The 13,969-nt window shown below is 73.7% G+C and carries 10 protein-coding genes; 4 read left to right on the top strand and 6 right to left on the bottom strand.

Translation table 11 applies throughout. The features are described from left to right. Positions 1-57: 57 nt before the first annotated feature. A complete protein-coding gene (locus V2J85_RS33400; protein WP_330823666.1) occupies positions 58-1,245 on the top strand; it encodes a cytochrome P450 in 1,188 nt (395 codons plus the stop codon). Positions 1,246-1,280: 35 nt separating this feature from the next. Next, entirely contained in the window at positions 1,281-1,475 is a 195-nt protein-coding gene (locus V2J85_RS33395) for a ferredoxin (RefSeq protein WP_030412947.1), read from the top strand. Positions 1,476-1,595: 120 nt separating this feature from the next. On the opposite strand, the gene V2J85_RS33390 is transcribed toward V2J85_RS33395, so the two are convergent. The 4 genes from V2J85_RS33390 to V2J85_RS33375 all read right to left on the bottom strand — a co-directional run bounded on the left by V2J85_RS33390 (position 1,596) and on the right by V2J85_RS33375 (position 7,845). Continuing rightward, positions 1,596-3,467, bottom strand: a complete 1,872-nt coding sequence (locus V2J85_RS33390) for a CocE/NonD family hydrolase (protein WP_419836858.1) — start codon at positions 3,465-3,467, stop codon at positions 1,596-1,598. A gap of 118 nt (positions 3,468-3,585) precedes the next feature. After that, positions 3,586-5,613: a S9 family peptidase gene (locus tag V2J85_RS33385; RefSeq protein WP_330823664.1), complete on the bottom strand. Its 2,028-nt coding sequence runs from the start codon at positions 5,611-5,613 to the stop codon at positions 3,586-3,588. A gap of 44 nt (positions 5,614-5,657) precedes the next feature. Beyond that, complete coding sequence (locus V2J85_RS33380) at positions 5,658-7,019, bottom strand: M20/M25/M40 family metallo-hydrolase (RefSeq protein WP_261954832.1); 1,362 nt, start codon at positions 7,017-7,019, stop codon at positions 5,658-5,660. Continuing rightward, positions 7,012-7,845 carry a M55 family metallopeptidase gene (locus V2J85_RS33375; RefSeq protein ID WP_261957352.1) on the bottom strand — a complete coding sequence of 278 codons (834 nt, stop codon included), beginning with the start codon at positions 7,843-7,845 and terminating at the stop codon, positions 7,012-7,014. Before V2J85_RS33375 ends, V2J85_RS33380 begins: the two co-directional genes overlap by 8 nt. 349 nt (positions 7,846-8,194) lie before the next feature. Between V2J85_RS33375 and V2J85_RS33370 the strand changes: the two genes are divergently transcribed. Continuing rightward, on the top strand, positions 8,195-9,076 hold the full coding sequence (locus V2J85_RS33370) for a helix-turn-helix domain-containing protein (RefSeq protein ID WP_261954833.1): 882 nt from the start codon (positions 8,195-8,197) through the stop codon (positions 9,074-9,076). 308 nt (positions 9,077-9,384) lie between these two features. Beyond that, positions 9,385-10,275, top strand: coding sequence for a class A beta-lactamase-related serine hydrolase (locus V2J85_RS33365; RefSeq protein WP_261954834.1), 891 nt, complete (start codon positions 9,385-9,387; stop codon positions 10,273-10,275). 33 nt (positions 10,276-10,308) lie between these two features. On the opposite strand, the gene V2J85_RS33360 is transcribed toward V2J85_RS33365, so the two are convergent. Together V2J85_RS33360 and V2J85_RS33355 are read right to left on the bottom strand one after the other, a co-directional pair. Further along, positions 10,309-11,103 carry a PAS domain-containing protein gene (locus tag V2J85_RS33360; protein WP_330823663.1) on the bottom strand — a complete coding sequence of 265 codons (795 nt, stop codon included), beginning with the start codon at positions 11,101-11,103 and terminating at the stop codon, positions 10,309-10,311. 147 nt (positions 11,104-11,250) lie between these two features. Continuing rightward, entirely contained in the window at positions 11,251-13,800 is a 2,550-nt protein-coding gene (locus V2J85_RS33355) for an MFS transporter (RefSeq protein WP_410011245.1), read from the bottom strand. Positions 13,801-13,969: the final 169 nt, after the last annotated feature.

Raw genomic sequence — 13,969 nt, 5'->3', positions numbered from 1 at the left:
ATCGCACACGCGGGTGGTTCGAGCTCGCTCGAACCCCCTCGTAACGGGAGGCATGTCGTGACCGAAGCCATTTCCTACTTCCAGGACCGCACCTGTCCCTACCACCCGCCCAGCGCGTACCGACCGCTCCGGGAGGGCGGCCCGCTGGCCCAGGTGACCTTCTACGACGGCCGCAAGGTATGGGCGGTGACCGGCCACGCCGAGGCGCGGGCGCTGCTGAGCGATCCGCGGCTGTCGTCCGACCGGCAGAACCCGGCCTTCCCGATCCCCGTCGAGCGGTTCGCCGCGATCCGCCGGGTCCGCACCCCGCTGATCGGGGTGGACGACCCGGAGCACAACACCCACCGCCGGATGCTGATCCCCAGCTTCAGCGTCAAGCGGACCGCCGCGCTGCGGCCGGACATCCAGCGGATCGTCGACGAGCTGATCGACCGGATGCTGGAGCAGGGACCGCCGGCCGAGCTGGTCTCCGCGTTCGCGCTGCCGGTCCCGTCCATGGTGATCTGCTCGCTGCTCGGCGTCCCGTACGCCGACCACGAGTTCTTCGAGGAGCAGTCCCGACGCCTCCTGCGCGGCCGCACGGCCGAGGAGGCGGAGGCCGCCCGGAGCGAGCTGGAGGAGTACTTCACCGGGCTGATCGCCGACAAGGAGAAGCGCCCGGGCGACGGACTGCTGGACGAGCTGATCGAGGACCGGCTGCGGGCCGGCGCGCTGGAACACGACGAGCTGGTCCGGCTCGCCATGATCCTGCTGGTGGCCGGTCACGAGACCACCGCCAACATGATCTCGCTCGGCGTCTTCACGCTGCTCGAACACCCCGAGCAGCTGGCGCGGTTGAAGGCCGAGGAGGGCCTGATCCCGGCCGCGGTGGAGGAGCTGCTGCGGTTCCTGTCCATCGCCGACGGCATGCTGCGGGTGGCGAAGGAGGACATCGAGGTCGGCGGACAGCTGATCCGCGCCGACGACGGCGTGCTGTTCCCGACGTCCCTGATCAACCGCGACGAGGACGCCTATCCCGCGCCCGACCGGTTGGACTTCGAGCGGTCCGCCCGGCACCACGTCGCGTTCGGCTTCGGCATCCACCAGTGCCTGGGCCAGAACCTCGCCCGGGCGGAGCTGGAGATCGCGCTCCGTTCGCTGTTCACCCGGATCCCGGATCTGCGACTCGCCGTACCGGCTGCCGAGATTCCGTTCAAACCGGGGGACACTCTCCAAGGCATGATCGAACTGCCGCTGTCCTGGTAGCGGCCATGACGGCGGACGAACGAAAGGGGTCCGGCATGCGGATCACCATCGACCAGGACGTCTGTATCGGCGCCGGCCAGTGCGCCCTGACCGCCCCCGCGGTGTTCGACCAGGACGACGACGGCTTCGGCCTGGTGCGTTCCGGCCGCGAGGACGGCGCCGGCGACCCGCTGGTGCGGGAGGCCGCCCGGGCCTGCCCCGTGCAGGCCATCACGATCACGGACGACTGAGCCGACCTCCCCGCGGACGGCGCGGCTGACGCGCGCGGCGGCCGGACGGCTTCCGGTGCCCGCGGCGCGCCCGCACCGTACCGCCCCGATTCTTGTTTCCCACGGCATCCACCTCATCCGCTACCGCACCACCCCTTGGGTGACCGGCAGTTCGAGGACCCCGGTGTCCCCGGGCGCGCTGGTGACCGTCACCGGCTTCACCCCGCGATTGCCCGCGTAGGCGGAGTCGCTCGCGGCGAGGGTGAAGCGCAACCGGTGCCCCGGCTCGTAACGGTGCACGATGCCCGGCAGTTCCACGGTGAACCGCCGCGTCGCATCGGGCACCCGGGCCGGGGCCACCAACCGGTGCACCAATGTCTGCTTACCGTCCGGCGCGACGTCGTAGAGCTTCGCGAAGAGCACGAGCTTGTCGGCCGCGTCGGCGGAGTGCTGCACCCGCTCGGTCCGCGGCGAGACCACCTTCAGGGTCACCCTGGGCGCGCCCACCACGTCCACCGGCCGGCCCGTGACCGGCCCGGACGTCCAGTCCAGATGCGTTCCGCGGGCGTCGAACGGTGCCGGGTCGGGCAGTCCGAGCATCCCGGCCAGCGAACTCTCCGAATGGCTGGTGGCGATCCGCAGATTGCGGTACTCGCGGCTGCCGCGCACCACCTCGGCCCGGTTGCCGACGAGCTTGCCGTCGCCGGACAGATACAGCCGCCGGCTGCCGCCCGCCGGGAAGGTGGCGGAGGTGGCGTAGGTGTTCCCGCCGGTCACCCAGTCCCGGTAGTACGCGAAGGCCGGCCCGGTGCCGGTGTGCGTGCGGTGCCGCAGATAGCGGTCGAACCAGGCCAGGATCCGGCGCCCGACGTAGCTGTCCTCCAAGTTGCCCTTGGCCAGGCTCAGTTCACCCTCGGGCGGGTTCTTGATGCCGCCGCTGTGGCCCCAGTACTGCCAGATCATCTTCGCCGGGGTGCCCTGGGCGGTGAGGGCCCGGTAGGTGGCGGCGGCCTCGTTGAGAGTGAAGAGGGTGTCGGCCTGGCCCTGGACCAGCAGCGTCGGCGCCGTGACGGACTTCAGGTACGAGACCGGGGAGACGCTGCGCGCGTAGCGGAGCATGGCCTCGGTGCGGGCGGCCGGGTACTTCCCGGAGTCCAGCAGCCGCTTGGTCTCGCAGGCCCGCGCGACGAAGTGCAGACAGCCCGCGCCGCCGGTCCGGGACGGATCGATGCGGGGGTGCAGCAGCCCCTGCGCCTCGCCGATCAGGAAGAACCCGTTGGTCCACTGCCATTTGTAGGCACCCGGCACCGGCCCGCCGACGCCTTGCCTGCGGTCGGCGTTGTTGGGGTCGAGGGAGTAGGACAGGTCGTTCCAGGTGATCAGCGGGACCAGGGCGTCCACGCGGTGGTCGACGGCGGCCGTCGCCAGCTGGATCGCCCCGCCGTAGGACCCGCCGATCATGCCGACCCGCGGATCGCCCCGGCCGTCCATAGCGACGTAGTCGAGGCGCGTGCCGTTGTCGGCGGTCCGCGATCCGGCCAGCAGGTCGACGAGTTGACTCGCTGCCCGGCCGTCGATCCGGGGGCCGTCCAGGGAGATCGGGCAGCCGGTCTTGCCGAAGCCGAGGCCGGAGTAGGCCAGCGCCACATAGCCGCGGGCGGCGAACGCCTTGGCGAGCGCGTCGGTGGAACCGTCCGCCTTGCTGCCGCCGAAGCCGTTGGTGGTCAGCACGGCGGGCGCGGGGTGGCCCGCGTCCACGCCGGACGGGCGGTAGACATCGGTGTCGAGGGTGCAACTGCGGTCGCCGGCGCGGACGGTGACCTTCAGCGCGGTGACGGTGTACGCATCTCCGGCCGCGGCCGCGGCCGGAGGACCGGTCAGGACGAGGGGCGCGGCGAGGGCGGTGCCGGCCAGCAGGGCGAGGGACGTGCGGAGCAGCGGGCGGGACGCGCGGGGCACCAGGACCTCCAACGGGGACACGTCGTACCAACCAGTCGGTAGCGGCGCGTTCATGCTGTGACACGAGTAACGACGTGTCAACGTTCCTGACGCGGTTTCTCGTAAGGACGTCAGTTCGCCACCGTCCGCCGCACACACCCGAGTTGGGCGTGCGGCGGACGGGGCCTCCTGGTCAGTCGCGGAGCTCCAGCGGCGGGACGTCGTCGCGCGGGAAGCCGAAGGTCCGGGCGTAGAGGGCGAGTTCGGCCTCCAGGGTGCGCACCAGCGTCTCGGCGCGTCGGAAGCCGTGGCCCTCGCCGGGGAACGCGAGGTAGGCGTGCGGTACGCCGCGTCCGGCCACCTCGGCGAGGAAGCGCTCGCACTGCGCGGGCGGGCAGATCACGTCGTCCAGCCCCTGGAGCAGCAGGAACGGCGCGGTGATCCGGTCCGCGCGGTGCAGCGGCGAGCGCTCGCGGTAGCGGTCGGGGACCTCCGCGAGCGGGCCCACCAGCGACTCCAGGTAGCGGGACTCGAAGTCATGGGTCTCGCCGTTCGCCCAGCCGGTGAGGTCCAGGACGGGGTAGCTGATGGTGCCGCAGGCGTAGAGGTCGGTGGAGGTCAGCGAGGCGGCGGTGGTCCAGCCGCCGGCGCTGCCGCCGCGGATGGCGAGCCGGGCGGGGTCGGCGGTGCCCTCCTCCGCCAGCGCCCGGGCGACCGCCGCGCAGTCCTCGACGTCCACCACGCCCCACTGGCCGCGCAGCCGCTCGCGGTAGGCGCGGCCGTAGCCGGTCGAGCCGCCGTAGTTGACCTGGGCGACGCCGATGCCGCGGGAGGTGAAGTAGGCGATCTCCAGGTCGAGCACCAGCGGGGCGCGGCTGGTGGGGCCGCCGTGCGCCCAGATCACATAGGGCGGCAACTCGCCGTCCGACGTGGCGTGTTCGGGGTTGTGCGGCGGATGGATGTGGGCGTGCACGTCCCTGCCGCCGGGGCCGGTGAAGGTGCGGTGCCGCGGCCGCGGGTAGTAGGCCGGGTCCACGGCGTCGGTGTGCCGGCAGGCGATCGCCCGGGCGCGGCCGGTGCAGGTGTCCAGCTCGACGACCTCGTACGAGCGGTCCGGGCCGGCCGCGATGCCGACGACCCGGCTGCCGTGCGCGGCGAGCGTGGGCGTCCACTCCGTCCAGGGGCCGGCGGCGTCGACGAGGTCGCCGCTGACCGGGTCGAGGATGCCCAGCTTCAGGGCGCCGCGGCCGTGCAGCACCGCGAGGGTGCCGTTGTCCAGCGGCAGGAACCAGCGCTCGCCGACGTTCCACAGCGGGCCGCCGAACTCCTCCTCCCGGGCGGGGCACAGGCCGCGGCTCGCCACCACGCCGTCGTCCAGCGCACCGGGGCGGATGCGCTGGAGCTCCCACCAGCCGCCGGGGTCCGAGACGAACAGCAGCGAGCCGTCGGCGTCCCATTCGACCTGCACCACGGACTCACCGGTCGCGCCGCCGCCCGGTGCGGTCGGGCCGAGGTCGCCGACCAGCGGCCGGACGGCGGTGAACTCGCCCTTGCCGGTGATCTCGGCGAGCATGACCAGCGTGCCGTCCCAGGGCATCTGCGGGTGGTCCCAGGCGAGCCAGGCCGCCCGGTCGCCGTCCGGCGAGATCCGCGGACCGGTCACGAACCGGTGCCGGTCGTCGCTCAACTCCCGTACGGATTCCCGGTGTCCGGCCGCCGAGCCGTCGAGCGGGACGGCCGCGATCACCCGCCGCACGTCCGTCGGTCCCGCGCCGGTGAACTCCTCCAGCACGCACCAGACCTCGCCCAGCTCCGGGCGCAGCACCGGATCGACCCAGCGCAGGCCCTCCCCCACCTCGGAGCGCGGGGTGAGCGGGCGGGGCTCCCGGCCGCTGTCCGGTTCGAAGGCGTACAGCCGCTGGTCGGCGAAGTCGCAGAAGACGATCAGCGGTCCGCGCTCGGTGACGGTCCCGGCCCAGGGCAGGCCGCCGTACTCCAGCACCCGGCTGCGAACGTTCCACGGCGCGGGCAGCACCGTCTCCTCGGCGCCGTCCGCCCGCCGGCGGACCAGCGCCCGGCGGCCGCCCTCGGCGGGGCGCGGTTCGGTCCACCACACCTCGTCGCCGACCACACCGACGAACGCCGGCCGGCCGTCGTGCGCGGCGACCGTCCGGGCATCTATCGGGGACGTCCAGCTGCCGTAGGGGGCCGTGGTCACCATGGTGCGGATCCTCTCCTCCACCGGTCGGGCGGGGCGCGGGCCGGTCAGGCCGCGCGCAGGAAGTGGTCGAGGACCCGGACACCGAAGTGCAGTCCCCCGACCGGTACGCGCTCGTCCACGCCGTGGAAGAGCGCCTGGTAGTCGAAGCCCTCGGGGAGCTTCAACGGCGAGAAACCGTAACCGGTGATGCCCAGCCGGGAGAACTGCTTGGCGTCCGTGCCGCCGGACATGCAGTACGGGACGACATGGCCGTCCGGGTCGAAGCGCTCGACGGCGGCCCGCATCGCGGCGTAGGTCGGCGCGTCCACCGGCGCCTGCAGGGCGACCTCGCGGTGGTGGTACTCCCACTCCACCTCGGGGCCGGTCAGCTCGTCCATGGTGGCGCGGAACTCCGCCTCACCGCCGGGCACGACCCGGCCGTCGATGTGGGCGACGGCGGAGCCGGGGATCACATTGACCTTGTAACCGGCGGACAGCATGGTGGGGTTGGCGCTGTTGCGGACGGTCGGTTCGACGAGCTTGGCGGACGGGCCGAGCTTGCCGAGCAGCGCGTCGACATCGCAGTCCGGCGCGTCGACGTCCACGTCCAGGCCGTGCAGGGCGACCAGTTCGCGCAGTGCGGCCCGTACGGTCGGGGTGAGCCGGACCGGCCATTCGTGCTCGCCGATCCGGGCCACCGCGCCGGCCAGCCGGCTGACCGCGTTGTCGTGGTTGACCTTCGAGCCGTGCCCGGCCCGGCCGCGGGCGGTCAGCTTGAGCCAGGCGGTGCCGCGCTCCCCCGCCGCGATCGGGTACAGCTGCATCCCGCCGCCGGCGTGGAAGGTGAACGCCCCGGATTCGCTGACGCCTTCGGTGCAGCCGGCGAACAGCCCGGCGTGCCGGTCGGCGAGGAAGCCCGAGCCGTCCTCGGCGCTGGCCTCCTCGTCGGCGGTGAAGGCCAGCACGATGTCGCGGCGCGGCCGGACGCCGGCGCGCGCCCAGTGCCGTACGGCGGCGAGCACCATCGCGTCCATGTTCTTCATGTCGATGGCGCCGCGGCCCCAGACCACGTCGTCGACGACCTCGCCGGAGAACGGGTGCACGGACCAGTCGGCGGGTTCGGCGGGGACCACGTCGAGATGGCCGTGGACCAGCAGCGCGTCGGCCGCGGGGTCGGTGCCCTCGATGCGGGCGACGACGTTGGTGCGGCCCCGGGTGCGCTCCAGCAGGGTCGGTTCGATGCCGGCGTCGGCCAGTCGCTCGGCGACGTACTCGGCGGCCGGGCGCTCCCGGCAGGTGCCGTCGCCGGCGTTGCCGGTGTCGATCCGGATCAGGTCGGAGGTGAACCGCACCACCTCGTCCAGCGCCTGCCGGTCCACCCCGGACCCGTGGCCCGCGGCGCCTTCTCGCTCGGCTTTCTCAGCCATATTCTTCCTCCACGGCGGACGACACGACGGTGGTGACCGCCTTGAAGCACCGGATGGCTTCGTACATGTTCTGACTGGTATACGCGACCCGGCGCGCCGCGCTGCGCTCCACGCCGGGCACGCAGGTCGCGGCACCCACCAGATGCTCCGCGTCGAACTCCAACTCGACGTGGAACGGCCCCCGGCGGGCGGGTTCGTGACGGGCCGCCAGCGCCGTGCCCTGGGCGGCCGCGGCCCGGATGTCGGCGGCCGTACGGGCCGGTGGCCGGCAGACCGCGGCGTAGCGCGAGACGTAGTCCTTGACCGCCACGGCGGGCGCCTGCGGGGCGTATCCCTGGGCGTCCTGGCAGGTGCGGTCGTCGCCGGTGACCAGGACGACCGGCACGCCGTACTCGGCGACGACGAGGGAGTTGAGGTAGCCCTCGCTGGCGCGGGTGCCGTCGACCCAGACGCCGGTGAGCGTGTTGGCGAGGTAGGTGTGGGCGAGGACGCCCTCGGTGCCCGCGCCGGTGTGGTAGCCGACGAAGGCGATGCCGTCGACGTCGCCGTGCTGTACGCCCTCGACCATGCTGAGCGACTTGTGCCGGCCGGTGAGCATCTGTGCCCGTTCGTCGAGCTTCTCCAGCAGGAGGTTGCGCATCGACCAGTGGGCCTCGTTGACGAGCACCTCATCGGCGCCGCCGTCGAAGAATCCGGCGATCGCCGCGTTGACGTCGGAGGTGAACATGTGGCGGCAGCGTTCCCACTGCGGCTTGCCCGGCAGCACGTCCGCGGGCCAGGTCACGCCGGTGGCGCCCTCCATGTCGGCGGAGATGAGGATCTTCACGGTCACCAGTCCTATCGCAGGCAGCAGGCGGTATGCACGATTTTGGACATCACTCGTTCACAACGGTTTCGAGGCACCGAACACTCCCGGCAGCGCATGACACCTCGTCCGGCACCCTCCAGGACCGCCGAGTTGGCCGCAACACCGTGGCACCCCCGCAGACCGCGCAGGTGACTCGGGCACGCTCGTGTGGCACCGTATTCCACACAGTTTCTGTCGCAAAGCGGAAGGGCATCCGCCAGAATTCCGATGGAGTTCCGACGGACTTCTGTCAGCCGCCGACGCCCCCAGCCCGGTGGGATAGAACGTCCCGGACCGGCCTCCCACATGAGGAGACAGAGGCAGAATCATGAGCACAGCACGCAATACCAGCCCGTTAGCGCAACTCGGCGACCCGCAGGCCGACGGCGGCGAGGACCAGCTGGCCGTCCTCACCGAACTCGTCATCCGTTCCCTTTGCGAGCGCAATCCAGGCTTCCGAGAACTCCTGGAGCGGAACGACGGGGCGCAGGTCACCCGGCTGATCGCGGACGTCCTGCGGGCCGGCCGGCCGCTGCCGACCACCGTGCGGGCGGTCCGGCTGGCGACCGGCACCGACCTCCACCTCGTCGCCGCGGCGCTCGGCGACTGCCTGGTCAGCCTGCCGGACGGGGCGCCGGGCCTGCTGATCCCCGGCGCGCTCGCCGAGGGCGACGAGGGACGGGCCCGGCTGAAGGGCGTCCTGCGCCACCGCGCCGCCGCGGTCGGCCATGCCGTGCCACCACAGGACGCCGCCGCCTCGGTACGCGCCGCCTCCCGCCTGCTGGAGCTGGCCGCCCGGTGCGACGGCCCCGCCGCGGGCGTGGCGTTCGTCGACGACCACCTGTCCAGCCTGCTGCTCCTCCAGGACGAGTCGCTCACCCGCACCCTCATCGCCCGCCGGCTCAGGCCGCTCGCCGGCCTGTCACCGGAGCGGTGCGCGCGCCTGGAGGCGACGCTGCTGGCCTGGCTGGGCGGGATGGGCGCACCGGAGGTGGCCAAGGCGCTCAGCATCCATCCGCAGACCGTGCGGTACCGGATGCGCCAGCTGGAGAAGCTCTTCGGCGCCCGGCTGCGCGATCCGCGGGCCCGCTTCGAGATCGAGCTGGCCCTGCGCGGCCGCCGGCTGATGGCGGGCACCCACCGGCGGCGGGCCGCCGCGTCCCGCCGCCCCCGCCCCAGCCGCCTCCGGCAGCCGGTGGCCGGCCCCTAGGGGCAGCCCCCGGGGCGCCGCGCCCGCCGCCCCGCGTATCCCGCCCCGTCCGCCCCATCCGTGCCATCCGCCCTGTCCGCCCCGTCCGCCCCTGTTTGGCGAATCTCACACCCGAGCCGCACCCCTTCAAATACGGACATAGCGCCCCATATTGCCGGGGTGCCCTCTGACCTGCCCCGTATCGTCACCGTGACCCATGAAGGGCGCACACGCCGCCGCGCGCGGCCGCGCCGGCCCGACCGCCTCCGGTCACCCGAGGCCGACCGCCACCGGCGGGGCCCCGATACAGCGGGACAGGAACCACCCCCATGCACGGATCACGCCTCCACGGACGACGCCTCGCAACCGGCACGCGCCGCGGGCTGGCCGCGCTGGCGGCCGCCGGATCACTGCTCACGGTGCTCACCTCGGCGACCCCGGCCGCGGCCGGCACCGCCAGCGCCCCGGTGGCCGGCGCCGAGGTCGTCTGCAGCTCCAAGAAGCCCGGCCTGGCCCCGGCCCTGTCCCACGACATCGCCGACGCCCTGCACGGCCGGCGGAGCGCCTCGGCGCTGGCCTTCTACGACCGCCCCACCGGCACCCGCTGCGCCTTCAGGCCCGGCACCCACTTCGACTCGGCGAGTGTGGTGAAGGTCACCGTCCTCGGGGCGCTGCTGCGGCAGGTCGAGGAGGCGCACCGGAAGCTGACCCCGCACGAGGTCAAGCTGACCACCGCCATGATCACCAAGTCGGACAACGACGCGACCAACGCCCTGTGGCACCAGATCGGCCCGGCCGGCGTGCGGCGCTTCCTGGACCTCGCCGGGATGCGGGACACCGTGCCGGGCAGCGGCGCGTCCTGGGGCCTCACCCAGGTCACCGCCGCCGACCAGCTCACCCTGATGCAGCTGCTCACCACGGACGGGGCGGTGCTCGGCCCGGCCTCCCGCGGCTACGCGCTCGACCTGATGCACCGGGTCGCGCCCGACCAGCGCTGGGGCGTACCGGCCGGCGCACCGTCCACCGCGACCGTCCACGTCAAGAACGGCTGGCTGCCGCGGGACACCGGCGGCTGGCGGATCAACAGCGTCGGCACCTTCACCGGCCACGGCCACGACTACGGCATGGCCGTCCTCTCCACCGGCAACGCGACCATGGACTACGGAGTCGCCACGGTCGAGGGCGCCGCCCGCGTCATCCACCGCGACCTGCAGCGCTGAGCCGGCCGCCCACGGGCAGCCGAGGCACCTGTCCTACGCGAGCTCGGCGGAAAGGCCGTCCCGACGGCTGATCTCCAGCACCGGAGCGCCCAGCTCCAGGACCCGCGCGACGATCCGGGCGCGCAGGACGGGACTCAGGTCCGGCATGAACTCGGGGAGCCGGCAGGCCGGTTCGGCGACGGCGCCGGGGAGAGCGGTGTCGGGAAAGTCGGCGTCGGTCACGAGGGTGTCGGTCACGTCGGCGTCGGTGGGGTCCGTGTCGGTCACGTCGGCGTCGGTGGGGTCCGTGTCGGTCACGTCGGCGTCGGTGGGGTCCGTGTCGGTCACGTCGGTGTCGGTGGGCCGGGCGAAGCCGGGCATCCAGCGTTCCGCTGCGGCGCCCGGCCCGCACGGGCCGTCGGGCAACAGGGCGGCGTCCGCGGCGAGGACGAGAGTCGCCCCGGGGCCGGGGGCGGCGAGCGGGTACGCCCACCACAGCAGCTCCACGGGGCCCGCCCCGCCGGTCGCCATCCGGGCCCGGCCCGCGGTGGGGTAGGACGTCCGACCTCCCGACGAGGCGTGCAGCCCGCCGCACCCGTCGCCCCCCTCCGCACCGCTGTCGCCGAGGGCGCCGGTGACCGGCATCAGGTCGAGCGCGGGGGCGCCCACCGCCTCTGCACGGCCGGTTCCGAAGAGCCGGTGGGCGCCGCTGCTCCAGTGGGAGATCCGGCCGTCCGCGGCCACCAGGACGACCGCAAGCGGAATCCGTCCCGGCAGCGCGCGGCGCGACGCGGCCACCCGGGCTGCCGTACCCGACCTGCCGGCGCCGTCCAACGGATCGCGCACCATGGGCGGTTGCTTCCTCGTACCCCGATCGTGCCTCACCGCCATCACGGTACGGCCGCCGGCGGATGCGGTGGGCGGCATTTCCCGAAGAGGCCGAACAGGTGGTATGGCCGTGCAACGGGCGCCCGGTCACCGCCCCTTGGCGCGCGGTCAGTCCTCGTGTCCGAGCTGGAGGTCGCGTTCGGTGCGGCCGCCGCCGGCCACCTGGAGGACGGTGGCCACCGGCGGGTATCCGGCGGCGACCACGGTGTACTCACCGGCCGCGAGGTCCACGAAGCGGAACAGCCCGTCGGGTCCGGTGACGGCGGTGTCGACCACGTTGCCCGCGACGTCCAGCAGGGTGACCCGGGCGTCCTCGACGGGGCGCCCGCCACCGGCCCGTACGGTCCCGCGCAGCACCGCGCCGCCGGCGAGTTCGATGTCCTGGCGGGTCTCCCGCGACGCCTGCACGGTGACCGGCAGCGCGGCCGGCCGGTACGCCGGTGCGCTGGAGGCCAGGGTGTACTCCCCGGCCACCAACTCCCCGATGACATAGCCTCCTTCACGCCCGCTGCGGGTGGTCGCGACGACCTCGCCGCGCACGTCGGTGAGGGTGACCATGGCATCGCGTACGGGGGTGCCGTCGGCGGTGGTGACGGTGCCGGCCAGCCGACCGGCGCCGCCGAGGACGACGTCCAGCTCGACCGGCCGTTCGCCGACGGTCACGGTCACGGCCTGCGGCTGGTGGCCGCCGGCGGCCGCGATCAGCACGTAGGAGCCGACCCCGGGGGTGCTCAGGGCGTACCGCCCGTCCTCGCCGGAGGCGCCGCGGCCGATCTGCCGCCCGGTGACGTCGATGAGGGTGAGCGCGGCCCGCGGCACGATGGAGCCGTCGTGGTGCCGCACCGCCCCGCACACCGGGATGCCCGGGTGCCCGCCACCGGAGAGACGGGAACCACGGCGGTAACCCCCCGTGGGGTACGTCGAGTTGAGGGGATCCGGGTCGGCGGCGGAACGGGCCTGCGGCACGGCGGCCGGTTCGGCGGATGCGGCAGGTCCCGCCGGTTCGGTCGGCTCACCGTAGGAGGTGGGCCGGTCCGACGTCGGGGAGGTCTGCGGGGCGTGGGAGGCGTGGGACACCAGTGGTTTCTCTTTCCGGAAGAAGGCGAGCACGAGGCCCAGGACGAGCACCGGCACGAGGTAGCAGAAGACCCTCGGCACGGCGTGGGCGTAGGCGGCGACGTGGCCGTCGCGCAGGGAGGCGGGCAGCACGCGCACCAGCTGCGGGGCGATCGACTCCGGGCCGGGCAGCCGCCCCGACGCCGGCAGCCGGTCGGCGAACCGGCGGGCCAGCCGGTCGACGGCAAGAGTGCCGAAGAGGGCCACGCCGACGCTGCCGCCGAGGTGCCGGAGGTAGTGGTGTGCGCCGGGCGCGGTGGAGAGGTCACGGGCGCGTACGGAATTCCGGGCGGCGAGCACCAGCACCGGCATCACGAGGCCGAGGCCCAGGCCCACAAGGCCCGTCCAGAGGCCGTAGGTCTCCCGGGAGGTGTCCGGCGCCGGCCTCGACAGCAGCCACATCCCCGCGGCGGCCACCGCACAGCCCAGGACGGGGAAGACCTTGTGGTGGCCGGTGCGGCGGATGAGCCGGCCGGAGGCGCCGGAGGCGAGGGCGAGGCCGCCCAACAGCGGCAGCATCAGCAGTCCGGACTCGGTGGCCGAGGCACCGTCGGCCCTCTGCAGGAAGGCCGGCAGACAGCCGGCGGCGCCGAAGAGGGCGATGCCGACGGCGGCACCGATCAGGCCGGTGAGGCTGAAGAGCGAGTCACGGACCAGCCGCAGCGGGACGATCGGTGCGGTGGCGAAATGCTCGACGGCGAGGAAGAGCAGCGCGCTGCCGAGCGCCCCGGCCCCCAGCCCGAGGACGACCCGCGAGTCCCCGGCGTACTCCGTGCCGCCCCAGCCGGCCAGCAGCACACAGCAGAGGGAGAACGCGGCGAGCAGCAGGGCGCCCGCGAGGTCGGGCCGGGGCCGGTGGAGCGGCCGCGGCAGCTTCAGCGCGAAGGCGATGACGAGGAGCGCCAGGGCACCGAACGGGACGTCGAGGGAGAAGCACCAGCGCCAGGAGGCGTGGTCGGCGGAGAAGCCGCCGACCAGCGGTCCGGCCACGGAGGCGAGGGCGACGGCGGCGCCGATCAGGCCCGTGGAGCGGCCACGGGCCCGGGGCGGTACGACGTCGGCGACGAGGGCCTGGACGCCGATCATCAGTCCGCCGCCGCCGAAGCCCTGAACGGCCCGGAAGGCGACCAGTTCGGCCATGGTGTGCGACCAGCCGGCCAACGCCGAGCCGGCGGTGAAGACCAGGAGCGCGGAGAGGAGGACCGGTTTGCGGCCGAAGAGGTCGCCGAGTCTGCCGTGGAGGGGCAGGCCGAGGGCGGCGGCGAGGAGGTAGGACGTCACCGGCCAGGACATCGCGGCCACGCCGTGCAGCTCACCGACGATCTTCGGGAGCGCGGTGCTGACGACGGTCTGGTCGAGGGCCGCGAGCAGCAGGGCCGGCAGCAGACCGACGAAGACCAGACGGGTCCGGCGGGTGCCGAGCGGCACCGGCGCGGCGCCGTCCGGTGCACCGGCCCGGCCCCCGGTGGCCGGGGCCGGGGCCGTGCCGGGTGCCGGTGGGCCGGTCCGCCCGGCCGGGTCGCTCAGGGTGGTCCCGCCCACGTACTGCTCCCCTCGTCACGCCTGTTGCCGCCCAATTTCTCGCATTGGGCGACAACAGCGTTCAAGCGCGACGAAAGGGGTCGGGCGGTGCCGGAACGGACGTCAAGTGCCTTGTCGGGCAGGCCCCTTGGGCTCCCATCAGGGCTTTCCGTGCGGAACGGGTCCGACG

This window comes from Streptomyces bugieae (genome assembly GCF_036352915.1).
GTDB lineage: Bacteria > Actinomycetota > Actinomycetes > Streptomycetales > Streptomycetaceae > Streptomyces > Streptomyces endophytica.
Note: the sequence above shows the minus strand (reverse complement) of the source record. Positions and strands in the feature narration are given on the sequence as shown.